The organism is Tistrella mobilis KA081020-065, assembly GCF_000264455.2.
GTDB classification, from domain to species: domain Bacteria; phylum Pseudomonadota; class Alphaproteobacteria; order Tistrellales; family Tistrellaceae; genus Tistrella; species Tistrella mobilis.
On record NC_017966.1, the window covers coordinates 466,300 to 481,628 of the forward strand.

16 protein-coding genes are annotated in these 15,329 nt (G+C 67.2%); 5 read left to right on the forward strand and 11 right to left on the reverse strand.

The window, feature by feature from the left end:
* Window positions 1-103 precede the first annotated feature (103 nt).
* From TMO_RS22780 to TMO_RS22810, 7 genes are all read right to left on the reverse strand, one after another.
* A complete protein-coding gene (locus TMO_RS22780; RefSeq protein ID WP_014753164.1) occupies window positions 104-1,618 on the reverse strand; it encodes an amidase in 1,515 nt (504 codons plus the stop codon).
* Window positions 1,619-1,799: 181 nt separating this feature from the next.
* Window positions 1,800-2,513 carry an ABC transporter ATP-binding protein gene (locus tag TMO_RS22785; RefSeq protein ID WP_014753165.1) on the reverse strand — a complete coding sequence of 238 codons (714 nt, stop codon included), beginning with the start codon at window positions 2,511-2,513 and terminating at the stop codon, window positions 1,800-1,802.
* Between the two features lies 1 nt (window position 2,514).
* Window positions 2,515-3,258, reverse strand: a complete 744-nt coding sequence (locus TMO_RS22790) for an ATP-binding cassette domain-containing protein (RefSeq protein ID WP_014753166.1) — start codon at window positions 3,256-3,258, stop codon at window positions 2,515-2,517.
* 1 nt (window position 3,259) lies between these two features.
* Window positions 3,260-4,327, reverse strand: coding sequence for an ABC transporter permease subunit (locus TMO_RS22795; protein ID WP_014753167.1), 1,068 nt, complete (start codon window positions 4,325-4,327; stop codon window positions 3,260-3,262).
* A 3-nt stretch (window positions 4,328-4,330) separates the two neighbouring features.
* Complete coding sequence (locus tag TMO_RS22800) at window positions 4,331-5,197, reverse strand: ABC transporter permease subunit (RefSeq protein ID WP_014753168.1); 867 nt, start codon at window positions 5,195-5,197, stop codon at window positions 4,331-4,333.
* Between the two features lie 16 nt (window positions 5,198-5,213).
* The gene (locus TMO_RS22805) at window positions 5,214-6,467 is read right to left on the reverse strand and encodes an ABC transporter substrate-binding protein (RefSeq protein ID WP_014753169.1); all 1,254 of its coding nucleotides are present in this window, start codon (window positions 6,465-6,467) and stop codon (window positions 5,214-5,216) included.
* A 209-nt stretch (window positions 6,468-6,676) separates the two neighbouring features.
* Window positions 6,677-7,714, reverse strand: coding sequence for a substrate-binding domain-containing protein (locus tag TMO_RS22810; protein ID WP_014753170.1), 1,038 nt, complete (start codon window positions 7,712-7,714; stop codon window positions 6,677-6,679).
* A gap of 219 nt (window positions 7,715-7,933) precedes the next feature.
* Between TMO_RS22810 and TMO_RS22815 the strand changes: the two genes are divergently transcribed.
* Window positions 7,934-8,353 (forward strand): MarR family winged helix-turn-helix transcriptional regulator, encoded by a 420-nt coding sequence (locus TMO_RS22815; protein ID WP_014753171.1) that lies wholly within the window; start codon window positions 7,934-7,936, stop codon window positions 8,351-8,353.
* A 5-nt stretch (window positions 8,354-8,358) separates the two neighbouring features.
* Here TMO_RS22815 and TMO_RS22820 read toward each other — a convergent pair whose 3' ends face one another.
* The 4 genes from TMO_RS22820 to TMO_RS22835 all read right to left on the reverse strand — a co-directional run bounded on the left by TMO_RS22820 (window position 8,359) and on the right by TMO_RS22835 (window position 12,613).
* Window positions 8,359-9,816, reverse strand: a complete 1,458-nt coding sequence (locus TMO_RS22820; RefSeq protein ID WP_014753172.1) for an aminobutyraldehyde dehydrogenase — start codon at window positions 9,814-9,816, stop codon at window positions 8,359-8,361.
* Entirely contained in the window at window positions 9,813-10,739 is a 927-nt protein-coding gene (locus TMO_RS22825) for a LysR family transcriptional regulator (protein ID WP_014753173.1), read from the reverse strand. The genes TMO_RS22820 and TMO_RS22825 overlap by 4 nt, the downstream gene beginning before the upstream one ends.
* Before the next feature lie 61 nt (window positions 10,740-10,800).
* The gene (locus TMO_RS22830; RefSeq protein WP_014753174.1) at window positions 10,801-12,306 is read right to left on the reverse strand and encodes an aldehyde dehydrogenase; all 1,506 of its coding nucleotides are present in this window, start codon (window positions 12,304-12,306) and stop codon (window positions 10,801-10,803) included.
* A gap of 10 nt (window positions 12,307-12,316) precedes the next feature.
* Window positions 12,317-12,613, reverse strand: coding sequence for a putative quinol monooxygenase (locus TMO_RS22835; protein ID WP_014753175.1), 297 nt, complete (start codon window positions 12,611-12,613; stop codon window positions 12,317-12,319).
* A 292-nt stretch (window positions 12,614-12,905) separates the two neighbouring features.
* On the opposite strand from TMO_RS22835, the gene TMO_RS22840 reads away from it, so the two are divergent.
* The 4 genes from TMO_RS22840 to TMO_RS22855 are packed head-to-tail and all read left to right on the forward strand — an operon-like array spanning window position 12,906 to window position 15,284.
* Window positions 12,906-13,943 carry an alcohol dehydrogenase catalytic domain-containing protein gene (locus TMO_RS22840; protein WP_014753176.1) on the forward strand — a complete coding sequence of 346 codons (1,038 nt, stop codon included), beginning with the start codon at window positions 12,906-12,908 and terminating at the stop codon, window positions 13,941-13,943.
* Window positions 13,944-13,997: 54 nt separating this feature from the next.
* Entirely contained in the window at window positions 13,998-14,312 is a 315-nt protein-coding gene (locus TMO_RS22845; protein ID WP_014753177.1) for an ArsR/SmtB family transcription factor, read from the forward strand.
* On the forward strand, window positions 14,309-14,641 hold the full coding sequence (locus TMO_RS22850; protein ID WP_014753178.1) for an SRPBCC family protein: 333 nt from the start codon (window positions 14,309-14,311) through the stop codon (window positions 14,639-14,641). The genes TMO_RS22845 and TMO_RS22850 overlap by 4 nt, the downstream gene beginning before the upstream one ends.
* A 46-nt stretch (window positions 14,642-14,687) precedes the next feature.
* Entirely contained in the window at window positions 14,688-15,284 is a 597-nt protein-coding gene (locus TMO_RS22855; protein ID WP_014753179.1) for an ATP-dependent Clp protease proteolytic subunit, read from the forward strand.
* Window positions 15,285-15,329 lie beyond the last annotated feature (45 nt).

Sequence of the window (15,329 nt, forward strand, 5' to 3'; positions counted from 1 at the left end):
TCTTTGGAAAAGGCAGGGGCCGGCCCCGAAGGACCGGCCCCTGCCCTACTCGTTCAGATCGACCCGTTCCGGGTTCTGGTGCAGATGCGCAGGCTTTGTCTGTTCAGAAGGTCTTCCAGTCGCCCGCCGCCTCGAAGGCAGCCGCGGCGGCATAGATGGTGCTCTCGTCATAATCCTTGCCGACCAGCATCATGCCGACCGGCAGGCCGTCGATCAGACCGCAGGGCACCGTCATGGCCGGATGGCCGGTCACGTCGAACTGCTGGGTGTTGCCCAGCACCGAGAAGGCGGTGGTGATGATCTCGGTCAGCGAGGCGTCGGCGGCCGGGATGGCCGGCGCCACGATCGGGCAGGTCGGCATCAGCAGCAGGTCGTACTCGGCGAAGGCGGCGTCATAGGCGGCCTTGACCTTGCGGGCGATGTTCTGGGCCTTGGCGTAGAAGCGGCCGTTATACTTCTGGATGAAGTACTCGCCGATGAACATCGAGATCTTCAGCGAGGGCGACAGCTCGTCGGCACGCTGGCGCCAGCCGCTATGGGCATCCAGCAGGCCGACATTGTAGAGCCCCTTCCAGTTCATGCCCATGCCGTTGCCGGCCATCATCTGCCACTGCAGACCTTCCAGCGCGATCGGCCCCCAGATCACCGCGGCGGTGTGGTGCTCGGGGATCGAGATTTCGGTGAGCACCGCGCCCGCCTCTTCCAGCTTCTTCGCCGCGGCGCGCACCTTCTCGTAAACGGCCGGATCGCCGTTCGCGACCTCGAACCCCTCCTTCAGGATGGCGATCTTCATGCCCTGGACGCCCTTGCCCAGCGCCTCGGTATAGGGCGCGGTCACAGGGGCGTACTGGCGCGGATCCAGCCCGTCCGCACCGGCGATCACCTCCAGCATCAGGGCGTTGTCCGCCACCGACGAGGTCATCGGGCCGGTGTGGTCGATGGTCGCCTCGATCGGCATCACGCCGGTATAAGGCACCAGACCATGGGTCGGCTTCATGCCGTAAAGACCGCAGAGGGCAGACGGCATGCGGATCGAACCGCCCTGGTCGCCGCCGATCGCCATGTCGACCTCGCCGCAGGCGACCAGCGCCGCACTACCCGACGACGAGCCGCCCGCGATATGACCCATCTTATAGGGGTTGTGCACCGGCGCCGGCGACGAGGTGTGGCTGCCGCCCGACAGGCAGAAATACTCGCAGGTCGCCTTGCCGACGATGGTGGCGCCTTCGTCGAGCATGCGGGTGACGATGGTCGCATCCAGCGCCGGGATATAGCCTTCCAGCGTCGAGGCGCCGTTCATCATCGGCACGCCGGCCAGCGCCACATTGTCCTTCAGCACCACGGTCTTGCCGGCGAGCTTGCCGGTGGCGGCACCCTTCACTTCCGACTTCACATACCAGGCACCGTATTTGTTCTCAGCGCCTTCCGGACGGTAGCCGGGGGTGCGGGGGTATTTCACGACCGGGATGTTGTCGGGCATCGCGTCGAGCGCGTCATAGGCGGCGAAATTGCCGGCCATCAGGGTGAGATACTCGGCCGCCTCGTCGGCGGAGAGCGTCATGCCGAGATCGGCGGCGAGGTCGATCAGCTGGTCGGTATTCGGGCGGGTGACGGACATCTTGGTCTCCGTTGTCCTTGAACGTGAAGCGAAAGACAAAGGGGGAGCGGCCCGGCGCAGAGTCCCTGTTCTCGCGCCGGCGGTCTGCATGCTCCCCGGGTTCTGGCCCGGTCGTCTCTTGGGGAAAATCGGGCGGGGGCCGTGGGTGTGGGGGGACTGGTGGTCCGAGGTCTCCTGTCGGTCAGGCGTGCATGCCGACGAAATCGGCGATGCGCTCCGGATCCGCCATCAGCTCCGGCGAGACCTCGTCGGTGATCACCCCTTTCTGGATGATCAGCAGCCGGTCCGAGAGGGCGGTCAGGAATTCGAGATTCTGTTCGACCAGGATCATGGCGATCCCGGTCTGGCGGCGCAGTTCGTGCAGGGTCTCGACGATCTCGTCCAGGATGTTGGGCTGGATGCCCTCGGTCGGTTCGTCGAGCAGGATCATGCGCGGTTCGGTGCACAGGCAGCGGGCCAGCGCCAGCAGCTGCTGTTCGCCGCCCGAAAGTGCGCCGCCGCGCCGGTCGAGCAGCCGGGTCAGCCGCGGGAACATGGTCAGCACCCGGTCGATGACCTCGCGACTTTCCCGCCTCTTGCCGGCCTGGCCCATGCGCAGGTTTTCGTAGACCGACAGATCCGGGAAGATCTGGCGGCCCTGCGGCACATAGCCGATGCCGGCCGCAGCCTTGGCCGCCGGCTTCGCGGCGGTGACGTCGCGGCCGTCGAGCACGATCCGCCCACCGGTCGCCGGCAGATAGCCCATCAGCGTGCGGATCAGCGTGGTCTTGCCCATGCCGTTATGGCCGAGGATGCCGAGGAATTCCCCGGCGCTCAGGGTGAAATCGACGCCCATCAGGATCGGGATCCGGCCATAGCCGGATTTCAGGCCCTGAACCTCCAGCAATGCGGTCATGTCAGTGCACCTTCTTGCCGAGATAGACGTCGCGCACCCGCTGATCCGCCAGCACCTGATCGACCCCCGCCTCGACCAGCACCTTGCCCTGATTGAAGACGGTGACGGTCTTGGCGATCATCCGGATGAACTGCATGTCGTGTTCGACCACGATCAGCGCCTTGGTCCGGTTGATGTCGCGGATGATCTCGGCGGTGCGCAGCACCTCGTCATGGGTCATGCCGGCGGCGGGCTCGTCGAGCAGGATCAGCTCGGGATCGCCCGCGATCACCATGCCGATCTCCACCCATTGCCGCTGACCATGGGAGAGCCGGCCCACCTGGGCATCGGCCAGTTCGGTCATGCGGATCCGCGCCAGCACCTCGTCGGCGACGTCGCGGGCCTTGCGGTCCAGATGCTGGCGGCGGGCGGCGAGCCAGACATGTTCGCGCACCGAGAGCCCGTCGAAGACATTGGGCACCTGGGTCTTGATGCCGATGCCGCGCCGGGCGATGGCATGGGGCTCGTCACCCGCGATCGGCGCCCCGCGGAAGGCGATCGCCCCCGTCGAGGGCTTCAACTGGCCGGTCAGCATCTTGAAGAAGGTGCTCTTGCCGGCGCCGTTGGGGCCGATCAGGCAGCGCAATTCCAGCTCGCGCAGGGTGAAGTCCACCTCCGACACCGCGACCACGCCACCGAAGCGCATGGTGAGGTCGCGGGTCTGAAGCAGGATGCCGTCGGATGGGGTGGTTTCCTGGATGGTCATGTCACTTCGCCCCCTCGACAGCCGTGGTTTCGGTGACGGTGGCGTCGGATGCCCGGGCCCTGCCGGGCAGCAGCCGCATCACCAGCCCGACCAGCCCCAGCCGCATCAGCGGCACCAGACCCATCGGGATCGCCATCACGAAGCCGAGCAGGATGGCCCCCATGACCAGATCGGCGTTGAAGGTCTGCTGGGTGCCGATCTGCATCACCAGATACTGCATGATGAAGCAGCCGAGCACCGGGCCGACCAGGGTGCCGAGGCCGCCGATGGTCACCCAGATGATGATCTGGGCTGCCGTCGACAGGCTGAACACGGTGGGGCTGACGAAGGCGCCCCAATTGGTGAACAGCCCGCCGGCCAGCCCCGCCACCGCACCGCCGACCACGAAGACCATCAGCTTGTAGATCCGCGGGTCGTAGCCGAGCAGCGCCGCCCGGGTCTCGTTCTCGCGCACGGCCACCACCACCCGGCCGAAATGGGTGCGCAGCAGCCCTTTCAGCGCCAGATAGACCAGCAGCAGGCAGCCGGCCGAGAGATACCAGTTCTCTTCCGGCCCGAAGAAGAAGTCGGGATCGCCGGGCATCGACAACCCGGGGACTGCGGGAATGCCATTGAAACCGCCGAGCGCCGCATTGCCGATGGTATAGGCATCACCGGCGGTGCTGTTGACCACGTTGAACAGGATCAGCGTCACCGTCAGCGTGATGACACCCAGATAGACGTCGCTGATCCGGCCGTAGAACATGAAGTAGCCGAGCACGGCGGCGAACACCGCCGGCACCAGCACCGCCAGGCCGACCGCGGCCCAGCTGCCGTCGGTATTGATCGCGGTCACCGCGAATGTATAGGCGCCCAGGCCGAAAAAGGCGGTCTGGCCGAAGGAGAGGATGCCACCGAAGCCCCAGATGAAGCCGAGGCTGAGCGCCAGCACGCCCATCACCACGAAGATCGTGTACTGCATCAGATCGAACAGCTCGACCATCGCCGGCATGAACACGATCAGCAGGGCGGCGATGAGAACGCCGATGGTCTGGCCGGCTTTGGAGACGGTCCGGATGTCGAGGCCCATGGATCAGAGGCTCCCCCTGAAGAAGCGCCCGGAGATGCCCTGGGGCAGCAGGCGGATCAGGATGATGGCGGCGACGAACAGGAAGACTTCGCCGATCACCGGGGTGGTGAGATACGAGGCGGTCTGGTTGATGAAGCCGAACAGACCCGAGGCGGTGGCGCTGCCGGCGATGATCGAGGTGCCGCCCGCAACCACGGTGATGAAGGCCTTGGCGATATAGGCCGCCCCCATGGTCGGCAGCACGCCCGCCACCGGAGCGAGCAGCCCGCCGGCAAGGCCGGTGATGGCGGCACCGAGGCCGAAGGTCGCCATATAGACCCGGGGCGGGCTGACCCCCATGGCCGCCGCCATGTCGGGGTTCTGCATGGTGGCGCGCGCGATCAGGCCGAAGCGGGTGCGACGCATCAGCAGCCAGAGCCCGCCGAGCAGGGTGATCGCCACCGCCACCAGAAAGACGGTGTAGAGGCTGCTGCGATAGGCGCCGATGGTGAAGCCGCCCAAAGGCGACGGCACGCTCTTGATCGTGTTGCCGAAGATGGTGGTGATCAGGCCGACGAGGAACAGGCTCAGGCCCCAGGTGGCGAGCATCGAATCCACCAGCCGGCCATAGAGCAGGCGGATGAAGGTCCGTTCCACCAGCAGCCCGACCAGCCCCACGAAGACCGGCGAGACCACGAGCATGGCGATCCAGATGTTGATGCCGGCCTCCACCGCCACCACGGTGGCATAGGCGCCCAGCATCAGGAATTCGCCATGGGCGAGGTTGATGATCTTCATCATCCCGAAGATGACGGCGAGGCCGGTGCAGAGCAGGATCAGCGAGGCCACGCCGTTCAGCACATCCAGGGTCAGGACGGCTGCGAGATCCATGAGCCTGTCCCCCGGGTCAGAGCGAGATCACATACTGCTTGTTGTCGTTCGGATTCTTGACCAGATCGCAGACCGCGGCGGTATCCGAAGGCTTCTGGTCGGGATAGCTCGCCACCACGTCCCAGAGCTTGTCCTTCGCCTCGGCGAGGAAGGCGTTGCGCACCGAATGATGGGTCGCCTTGTCCAGCGTGACCTTGCCGGTGGGGCCATCGAAGCTGAGCCCGGTCTCCAGCGCCTCGATCACCTTCATGCGGTCGATCGACTTCGCCTGCTGCGCCGCCTTCACCCAGAGATGGAAGCCTTCATAGGTGCCGGCCGCCAGTTCCGAGATATAGGGGATGCCGGGGAACTTCTCCTTGAGCGCCGAGACGAATTTCACGCTGGCATCGGTCTTCAGCTCTTCGTAATAGCCATAGCCCGAGACGATGCCGTTGCTTTCCGACGGCTCCAGCGCCGCCAACTCGTTGACCAGGCCGAAAGTGGTCGATGAGATCGGGATCGACCCCTTGAGGCCGGCCGCCGCCCACTGACGGTAGAAGGCGGTATGGTTGCCGCCGACCAGGGCCGAGAACACCACATCCGGCTTGGCCTGCTGAATCTTGCTGATCGTCGAGCCGAAATTGGTCACGTCGAGCGGGAAGAAGTCGATGGCCAGCACCTCGCCGCCATTGTCGCGGGTGTACTTCTCCATCCATTTGGCCGTGATCTGGCCGTAATTATAGTCGGCCGCCAGGATGTAGACCTTCTTGCCCCAGCGCTCCAGAGAATAGGGCACCAGCTTTTCGACCGTCTGGGCCGGGGTGGTGCCGGTGCAGAAGATGTTGCGGTCGCAGACGCCGCCTTCGTAGAGCGTGTTGTAGAAATAGAGCGTCTTGTAGCGATCGAAGATCGGCCGGATCGCTTCACGCGAGGCCGAGGTGATGCCGCCATGGATCACCGCGACCTTGTCCTTGAGCGCGATCTGCTGGGCATACTGGGTGTAGAGCTGAATGTTCGACTGGGTGTCGTAATGCACCAGCTTCAGCGGCCGGCCGAGCACGCCGCCGGCCGCGTTCACCTCTTCGATGCCCAGTTCCAGCGCCCGCACCATCGGGACGCCCGAGGTACCGACCGGGCCCGACTGGTCGTGCAGGCTGCCGATCAGGATCGGATCCTCGGAGCCGAGCGCAGCGTGGCGCATGATCATCGGCGCCGCGATCAGCCCGCCGGTCGCGAGTGCGGTGCTGCGGAGAAAACTCCTGCGGGTGAAGTTGGTCCGGTCGTTGGACATGTGTCGGCTGCTCCCTGCCAATGGCCGCCTTTCAGGACACGCTCCCCGTGTCCCTCGACGACTCCCTGACAGGCATTTGAAAACGAGCTTATTGAAAAGTCAACTATATGACGCGCTGCAAAAATGATGGATGATCAGACCAGGACCGGCGGCGCCGGCCGGCGGGGAAGCCCCCGGGGGGCTAGCGGCCGGCGCTGCGGAACGCGGTCTCAGAAAGACGCGACATGTTTGAAGTCGATACCCTGCACGGTGGCGATATGGACATGACTCGGCATTTCAAGGCTGTCCTCGCTGCGCGCCGACAGATGCGCCAGATGGAACCGGTCGCGCCGCTTGAACGGGCCGTAGCCGCGGGGAACCGCATCGACCAGGCTTTTCAGGAAGTGCACGCCCTCGTAGCACGACTGCCCCAGCATGTTGGGCACCGGCGAGCGCGCCCCGAAGAGCGCCAGATAGCGGTCCAGGAAGCGGTTGTTGGCGCGGGTGTCGAGATTGGCGAAATAGGCCGAGACGCTGTAGAGCCGCTCGGTGTTTTCCTCACCCACCGCATAGAGCAGGTTCTCGTCGAAGGCGAGGCAGAGCCGCGCCGCCCGTCCGGCCATGCCCGCCTCGCCGAAGGCGCGGTGGAACATGATCGCGTCCTCGCCCAGCAGCATCACCAGCACGCCATCGGCGCCGCTCGCCCGGATTGCGGCCAGTTCCTCCGAAAAGTCGGACCGTTCGGAATAGAGCCAGGGGACGTAGCGCTCCCCCACCAGCCGGGCACCGGTTCGTGCCGCGAGCGCCTTGACCAGCGCCGCCGAGCGCCGGGGCCAGACATAGTCGTTGCCCAGGATGAACCAGCGCTGCACCCGTTCATGCTCCGCTACCCAGCTCATGGCCGGCGGCAGCAGCTCGCGGCTGGTCTCGCCGATGGTGTAGACGCCGGGATGGCGTTCGCCGCCCTCGTATTGTGGGGTGTAGACATAGGGCACGCGGCCGGCGATGGAGGCGGCGATCCGCGCCCGCAGATCGCTGGGATGCATCGCCACCACCGCATCGATGCGCCGTTCGGCCACCGCCTTCGACACCCTGGCGGCCACCTGGTCCGGCGGCAGACCGGCATCCAGCACTTCCAGCGCGATTTCGTGCCCGCCAATGCCGCCGGCGGCATTGATCTCGTGCACCGCCAGCCGGGCACTGGTTTCGCAGGACGGTCCCCAGATGCCGGCGGGACCTTGGAGCTGAATCAGCAGTCCGATGTTCATCGGCGGAACTCCCTCGATTGCCAGTCAGGCCCTGAAACGGCGGCGACTTTTCTTGGATTTTTCGGTCGCCGGACCGCTTCCCTATCCCCTGTCGTTCTCGTCCGCGGCGCGCAAAGCGCCGCGGTCACTTGCACAGACATGTCGACGTCGGATAAATGATCGCGCGCGTTCCCCCGTGGTCCCACCCGACACGCGCCGGAAAGAGGGTGCAGAGTCTTCGTGCCGACGTCCATCGAACATAACGTGGCCTACATCGCCGCCCGTGTCGCCCGCCATCTGGAGCGGGATCTGGAAGAGGCGTTGCGGCCCGAAAAGATCCCGGTCTCGACCGCGCGCGTGCTGGCCCTGCTCGCCGACGATCAGGGCCGGCCGATGTCGGAACTGGCCGATGCGGTGCTGGTCGATCCGCCGACCATGACCAAGATGATCGATCGCCTGGTCTCGCAGTCGCTCGTGTTCCGTGCCCCCGACCCGGATGACCGGCGGCGGGTGCTGATCTTCATGGCCCCGCGCGGCGAAGAGCTGTGGCAGCGCATCGCGCCGGCTATCGCCCGCCAGCAGCAGCGCATCGAAGCGGCGATGGGCACAGCGGATCTCAACCGGCTCTGCCGCATGCTCGACGATCTGACCCGCGCCTGACCGCATCATTCCGCCCCATCCTCGTTCAGCAGAATATGCTTGGCCACCGAATACTGGTCGAGCGCATGGATCGACATGTCGTAGCCGAAGCCCGACCGGCGGCGGCCGCCATGGGGCATTTCGGCCGGGAAGACCATATGGTCGTTGATCCACACACAACCATAGGCCAGCCTGCGACCCAGCCGTATGGCGCGGCCGATATCGCGGGTCCAGATCGACGCCGCCAGGCCATGTTCCGAACGGTTGGCGAAGCGCAGCGCCTCGTCCACATCGGCGCAGCGCGTGACGGTCACCACCGGTCCGAACACCTCGCGGGTGACGATCTCGTCCTGGGGGCTGGTGTTGACGATCAGGGTCGGCTCGTAAAAGCAGCCATTGCCCGGCACCACCCGGCCGCCGGCGACGATTTCGGCGGTGCCGGCCGCGCGGGCGCGTTCTACATAGCTCGCCACCCGGTCGCGCTGGCGCGCAGAAATCAGCGGCCCCATCTCGGTCGCCGGGTCGAAGGGTGATCCGATGCGGATCGCCGCCACCGCCTCGGCCAGCCGGGCCACCAGCCGGTCATGGATGCCGGGCGCCACGAACAGCCGGGCCGCGGCGGTGCAGTCCTGGCCGGCATTGTAGAAGCCCGCGCGGCGGATGCAGGCCACCAGCCGGTCGACATCGGCGTCTTCTGCCACGATCACCGGGGCGTTGCCGCCCAGTTCCAGCAGGCTGCGCTTCACGCCGAAGGCCGCCCCGTCCAGCACCTTGCGGCCGGTGACCAGATCGCCGGTGACGGTGACCAGCGCCACGCCCGGATGGCGGACCAGGGCCTGGCCCACCACTTCGCCCGATCCCGCCACGACATTGAGCACGCCGGGCGGCAGCAGGTCGGCCGCCAGCGCCGCCAGCGCCAGCACCGAGAGCGGCGCCTCCTCCCCCGGTTTCAGGACGACCGTATTGCCCGCCGCCAGCGCCGGCGCCAGCTTCCAGGCCGCGATCATCAGCGGATAGTTCCAGGGGATGATCGCCGCCACCACGCCCAGCGGCTCGCGCAGCAGAATGCTGGTCCGGCCGGGCAGATAGGCATCCGCGGCCATGTCGGTGCGGGTGCGGGCGGCACCGGCGAAGAAGCGGAAGACATCCGCCGCCCGCGGCAGTTCACCATCGCGCGACGCCGACAGCGGCTTGCCGCAATTGCGCGCCTCGATCCCGGCAAGCGACGGCGTGTGGCGATCTATGGCATCGGCCACCGCCAGCAGGGCGCGCGCCCGCTCGCCGGGGGTGAGCGCCGCCCAGCCGGGTGCCGCCCGCTCTGCCGCCGCCACCGCCTCGTCGACCTGGACCAGGGCGGCATCGCGCAGCGTTGCGATCCCCGCACCGGTCGACGGGTCGATCACCATGCGCTCCGGCCCCTCGCCCGCCACCAGCCGGCCGGCGATCAACAAGGCGGTGTTGTCGATCTGCCCCGCCGGTCTCATGCCGTCATCTCCCCGGCGCGATGGCCCGGCCTCTGGCCCTGGCGGCAGGATTGCAGGAAATGCTCCACCGCCGGCATCCGCTCCAGCCCGCGCCGCCAGACCACGCCCACATCCAGCGCCGGCAGCGGATCGGCGATCGCCCGCACCTCCAGCCGATCGCCTTCCAGCGACCAGGGCCGGTAGGCGAGATCCGGGGCAATGGCGATGCCGGCGCCGGTGGCGACCATGCTGCGCACCGCCTCCACCGATCCGGTTTCGAACAGCACCCGGGGGGTGAGCCCGGCCCTGCGGAAGATCCGCGCCAGCGCGTCGCCGTAATCATCCGCACTCAGCACGATCAGCGGTTCCTCGCAGACGTCGAACAGCGTCACCCGGTCGCGCTTCAGGAAGCGGTGATTGGGCGGCAGCCACAGCCGGTTCTGCGACCGGGCCAGCACCTCATGCGCCAGCGCAGCCTTCTCTTCGATTTCCGAGACGATCAGGATCGCGACGTCCAGCTCGCCATTGATCAGCAGCTGTTCGATGAACGGCCGGCGGTCCTCCGAGGGCGCCACCTCGACCCCCGGAAAGGTGCGCCGGAAACGCGCCAGCAGATCGGCCAGGAAATAGCCCGCCACCATCGGCGAGACGCCGAGCCCCAACCGCCCGGTCAGCTTGCGGCCGGCGGCCGACAGCGTGCGGCCGGCCGCGGTCAGCGCCTCGATCATCGCATGGGCGTGGCGCAGGAACTGGTGCCCTTCATGGGTCAGCGACACACCACGGGGGTGCCGCTGCAGCAGTGGCACCCCCAGCTGATGTTCGATCGACTTGATGGCCTCGGTCACCGCCGATTGCGACACACCGACCAGCGCGGCCGCCCCCGTCACCGACCCCGCTTCCGCGGCGGCGACGAAATATCGGATGTGACGGAAGGACAGGTCCATGACGCGATGGTCGCCTTTCCGGCCCGGTTTCCCAGGGTGGTTCTCCCCGGGGTGGCAGAGGTCAGCCGAGCGTCACCCAGACGCTCTTGGTCTGGGTGTGGGCGACAACGGCCTCGAAACATTTGTCGCGGCCATTGCCGGTCTGTTTCCACCCGCCCCAGGGCTGGGTCATGTCGCCGTTCATATAGCCGTTGATCCAGACCATGCCGCACTCCACCCCCGCCGCGAAACGGTGGGCCTTGGTGAGATCCCGGGTCCACAGCCCAGCTGCGAGGCCATAGACCGTGTCGTTGGCGATGCGCAACGCCTCGTCCAGCCCGTCGAACGGGATCACCGCGCCCACCGGACCGAAGATCTCTTCAGATGCAATCCGCATGCCATTGTCCACATCGGCGAACAGGGTAGGTGCGACATAGGCCCCGCCTTCGCACCCCGGCGGCACCATGCCGCCGAAGGCCAGGCGCGCGCCCTCGGTCCGGCCGGTCTCGATATAGTCCAGCACCCGGCGCTGATGGCTGCGGGTGACCAGCGGCCCCAGCGTGGTGGCGGGGTCGAGCGGGTCGCCGACATGAACGGTCTCGCGGGTACGGGCAGCGAAGGCGTCGAGGACATCGGGCAGGATTGCCCGCTCGACCAGGACGCGGGAGCCGGCGCTGCATACTTCGCCCTGGTTGCCGTAGATGCCTGCAACCGCCGTGTTCACCGCGGTTTCCAGGTCGGGCGCATCGGCCATGATCACATGGGGCGACTTGCCACCGCATTCGGTCGAGACATGCTTGAGGTTGGACTGGCCTGCATATTCCATCATCAACCCGCCGACCTCGCCCGAGCCGGTAAAGGCGATCTTGTCGACATCCATATGGCGGGCCAGCGCCTGACCGGCCTCTTCGCCGAAGCCCGGCACCACGTTCAAGATGCCGGGTGGGCCGCCGGCCTCGACGAACAGCCGGCCGAGCAGCAGGGCGCTTAGGGGTGACTGTTCCGCAGGCTTCAGCACCACCGCATTGCCTGCGGCGAGGGCAGGCGCGATCTTCCATGCCGCCATCATCAGCGGATAATTCCAGGGCACGATGCAGCCCACCACCCCAAGCGGCTGCCTGAGGATGTAGTGGAGGGCCTGTTCTCCCGTTGCGGTGGTAGACCCGGTGATCTTGTCCGCGGCCTCGGCCATGAAGCGGAAGCAGGCGAGGCTGCCCGGGACGTCGATGGTCAGCATCTCGGCAATCGGTTTGCCCATATCCTGGGCATCCAGCACTGCAAATGCCTCGGCATGCGCCTCGATCAGCTCGGCGAAGCGGTAGAGCACCTCCATGCGGGCACGGGGCGGGATGCGCGCCCAGGGCGCCGTGCGGAAGGCCCGCCGGGCCGAAGCGACCGCCCGGTCGATATCGGCGGCACCACCGCGAGCGACCTCGGCCAGAACCGCATCATTCGCCGGATTGATCGTGGCGAAGCGGGCGCCGCTGGCGGCCTCGACGAACTCGCCATCGATGAACAGGCCGGTATCGGGTTTGAGCCGGCCGGCGAGCGCCGTCCAGTATCCGGCGGTCTTCAGATCAAAGGGCATGGGTGCCGCCTCACTTGGCCGAAAGTTCGGTGCAGGTTTCGAGGATCACCGGCCCGTCGAAATGCGGCGAAACCGCGGCGAAGAACACCGCCACCGCCTCCGACCCGTTATGGCGATCCATGGCCGCGACATCGGTGAAGCGTTCATAGGTCGTGAACCGGCAGGGATTGTCCCGCGACCGGCTGATGAAGAAGTCCACCGTCTCGGGCTCATTGGCCCGAACATGCGCCGCAACCTTGAGCAGCTCGGCCTCGGCAAGCGCTTCGGCGCCGGGCGTGACGGTGATGATGGCCGTGATGGTGATCATGGATCTGCAAATGCCTCCCGCGCAGGCCGACGGATCTCCCCAGACCCGTCCCCTGATCAGCCTGCGGCCGGCGGGGGCGGCATGACCAATTCAAAATCCCGGATTGCGCTATCGGAAAAGCCGAACGCGCTGGCAGGGCCTGCCGCAGATCGATGCATCTGCCATCGGCTTTGCCGATACCGGACCCGGCGCGTTTCCTGTTTTACAGCCCGCACGCGCCTGCGCTCTGCTGGCAGGCGGCCGGAACCCTGTCCGGCCGGCACTGACGGACGACGACAAGGAGATGGCAGACATGGCGCGCATGCAGGCGGCAGTGGTCGAACGGCCGGATGAGGGGTTGCGGATGATGGAGGTCGCGCGCCCGGAACCCGGTCCGGGCGAGGTGCTGATCCGCGTGGCAGCCTGCGGTGTCTGCCACTCCGACCTGCACATCGTCGATGGCGACTGGGGCACGCCGCCGAAACTGCCACTGATCCCCGGCCACGAGGTCACAGGCCATGTCGCGGCGCTGGGCGCCGGTGTGTCGGGCATCGCCATCGGCGACGCGGTGGGCGTGCCCTGGATGGCCCATGCCTGCGGACGCTGCGCCTGGTGCCAGGCCGGGATGGAAACGATCTGCGAGGCCGGCGGCGCCACCGGCTTCAGCCGCGATGGCGGCTATGCCGAGTATATGCTGGCCGAGGCCGCCTTCGTCGCCCGGCTCCCCGCCGATGCCGATCTGGTGGCGATCGCGCCGATCCTCTGCGCGGGTGTCACCACCTGGCGCGGCCTTAAGCGATCGGAGGCGCGGGCGGGCGAGCATGTGGCGATCGTGGGCGCCGGCGGGCTCGGCCATGTCGCGATCCAGTATGCCCGGGCGATGGGGCTGCGTCCGGTCGCGGTCGACGTTTCGCCCGCCCGGCTGGACCATGCCCTGACGCTCGGCGCCGAAGCGGTGGTCGATGCCGCGGCCGGTGACCCCGTGGCCGGCGTGCAGGCGGCGACCGGCGGCGGCGCCCATGCCGCAATCGTCACCGCCACCGCACCCGCGGCCTTCGAACAGGCCATCGCCATGACCCGCCCCGGCGGCACCACGGTGTTCATCGGCCTGCCGGGGGGCGAACGCGATGCCATCCGGGTGTCGATCGCCCGCATCTCCAACTGGGAACGCTCCATCCGCGGATCCAATGTCGGCACGCGCCGCGACCTGCAGGAGGCGGTGGATTTCGCGCTCCGCGGCCATGTTCGGGCAGAGGTGACCCCCCTGCCCTTCGCCCGGATCGACGAGGCCCTGGCCCGGCTGCGCCGCGGCGAGGTGACGGGCCGCCTGGTGCTGACCATGGGCAGGTGAAGACGGGCGCAGAGAGGGCTTGCACGTCATATAAGTATCTGCTTATCTATCGGCATGACCGAGACCGATGTGTTCAAAGCCCTCGCCGATCCCACCCGCCGCGCCATCTTCGAGAAGCTGGCCGCGGGGCGGATGAATGCCAGCGCGCTCAGGGACGGCATGGCGATCAGCCAGCCGGCGATGTCGCAGCATCTGGCCGTGCTGCGTGCCGCCGGGCTGGTGCGGGAAGAACGCCAGGGCCGGTTCGTCGATTACGAGGTCGATCCCGACGGTCTGGCCGTGGTGGCGGACTGGCTGGCGAAGTATCGCGCATACTGGCCGGCGCGGATCGATGCCCTGAAGGCGCTGCTGAAGGAGATGGACCAATGACCACCCCCGCCTCCACGCCCGGCGCCGATCGCATCGTGCAGGATTACGATCTCGACGCCCCGCCGCAGAAGGTCTGGCGGGCGATCAGCATCCCCGAACTTCGGGCACACTGGCTGCCGGCCGCGGATCTGGCGGCGGCCGAACCGGCCTCGGTCACGCCCGGGCGCGAACTCAGCTATCGCATGCGGGAACAGGCACCGCCCTTCACCGAAAGCCTGGTGACCTTCACCATCGCCCCCAATACCACCGGTGGCACCCGGCTTCGGGTCGTCCATCGCCGCATGGCCGCCGCCAATGACCGCAGCGGTCCGATGATGCGCGCCGCCTAGACGCGGTACAGCCTTCCCCACATTCAAAAGAGAGCGGAGGTCGCCGATGCGCGGCACGATGCAGCTCGTCCCCATGGTCGTGGAACAGTCGACCCGGGGCGAACGGGCCTTTGACATCTATTCCCGGCTGTTGAAGGAACGGATCATCTTCCTGAACGGCCAGGTCGACGATGACGTCGCGGCGGTGGTCTGCGCCCAGCTGCTGTTCCTGGAGGCGGAAGACCCCGGCAGGCCGATCAATCTTTACATCAACTCGCCCGGCGGCGTGGTCACCAGCGGCTTCGCGATGTACGACACCATGCGCTACATCCGCTCGCCGGTGCACACGCTGTGCATGGGGACGGCCCGTTCGATGGGTTCCTTCCTGCTGATGGCCGGCACGGCCGGCGAGCGCGCGGCCCTGCCCAATGCCAGCATCCTGGTTCACCAGCCCTCGGGCGGGTTCCAGGGCCAGGCCTCGGACATCCTGATCCATGCCGAGGAAACGCTTCGGGTGAAGCAGCGCATGATCCGGCTTTATGCCGAGCACTGCCATCGCACCCCTGAAGAGGTGGAACGCACGCTCGACCGCGACCGGTTCATGACCGCGGAAGAGGCGCTGGACTGGGGGCTGATCGACCGGATCCTCGACCGACGGCCCTGAGGGCGCGCGCGACACTTGCGGCGACCGGTTTCCGGTCGCATCATG

Excerpts from the sequence above, each read along its gene's own strand:
- TMO_RS22780 (WP_014753164.1), bottom strand. The coding sequence starts at position 1,618 with ATGTCCGTCACCCGCCCGAATACCGACCAGCTGATCGACCTCGCCGCC.
- TMO_RS22785 (WP_014753165.1), bottom strand. The coding sequence starts at position 2,513 with ATGACCGCATTGCTGGAGGTTCAGGGCCTGAAATCCGGCTATGGCCGG.
- TMO_RS22790 (WP_014753166.1), bottom strand. The coding sequence starts at position 3,258 with ATGACCATCCAGGAAACCACCCCATCCGACGGCATCCTGCTTCAGACC.
- TMO_RS22795 (WP_014753167.1), bottom strand. The coding sequence starts at position 4,327 with ATGGGCCTCGACATCCGGACCGTCTCCAAAGCCGGCCAGACCATCGGC.
- TMO_RS22800 (WP_014753168.1), bottom strand. The coding sequence starts at position 5,197 with ATGGATCTCGCAGCCGTCCTGACCCTGGATGTGCTGAACGGCGTGGCC.
- TMO_RS22805 (WP_014753169.1), bottom strand. The coding sequence starts at position 6,467 with ATGTCCAACGACCGGACCAACTTCACCCGCAGGAGTTTTCTCCGCAGC.
- TMO_RS22810 (WP_014753170.1), bottom strand. The coding sequence starts at position 7,714 with ATGAACATCGGACTGCTGATTCAGCTCCAAGGTCCCGCCGGCATCTGG.
- TMO_RS22820 (WP_014753172.1), bottom strand. The coding sequence starts at position 9,816 with ATGAGACCGGCGGGGCAGATCGACAACACCGCCTTGTTGATCGCCGGC.
- TMO_RS22825 (WP_014753173.1), bottom strand. The coding sequence starts at position 10,739 with ATGGACCTGTCCTTCCGTCACATCCGATATTTCGTCGCCGCCGCGGAA.
- TMO_RS22830 (WP_014753174.1), bottom strand. The coding sequence starts at position 12,306 with ATGCCCTTTGATCTGAAGACCGCCGGATACTGGACGGCGCTCGCCGGC.
- TMO_RS22835 (WP_014753175.1), bottom strand. The coding sequence starts at position 12,613 with ATGATCACCATCACGGCCATCATCACCGTCACGCCCGGCGCCGAAGCG.
- TMO_RS22840 (WP_014753176.1), top strand. The coding sequence starts at position 12,906 with ATGGCGCGCATGCAGGCGGCAGTGGTCGAACGGCCGGATGAGGGGTTG.
- TMO_RS22845 (WP_014753177.1), top strand. The coding sequence starts at position 13,998 with ATGACCGAGACCGATGTGTTCAAAGCCCTCGCCGATCCCACCCGCCGC.
- TMO_RS22850 (WP_014753178.1), top strand. The coding sequence starts at position 14,309 with ATGACCACCCCCGCCTCCACGCCCGGCGCCGATCGCATCGTGCAGGAT.
- TMO_RS22855 (WP_014753179.1), top strand. The coding sequence starts at position 14,688 with ATGCGCGGCACGATGCAGCTCGTCCCCATGGTCGTGGAACAGTCGACC.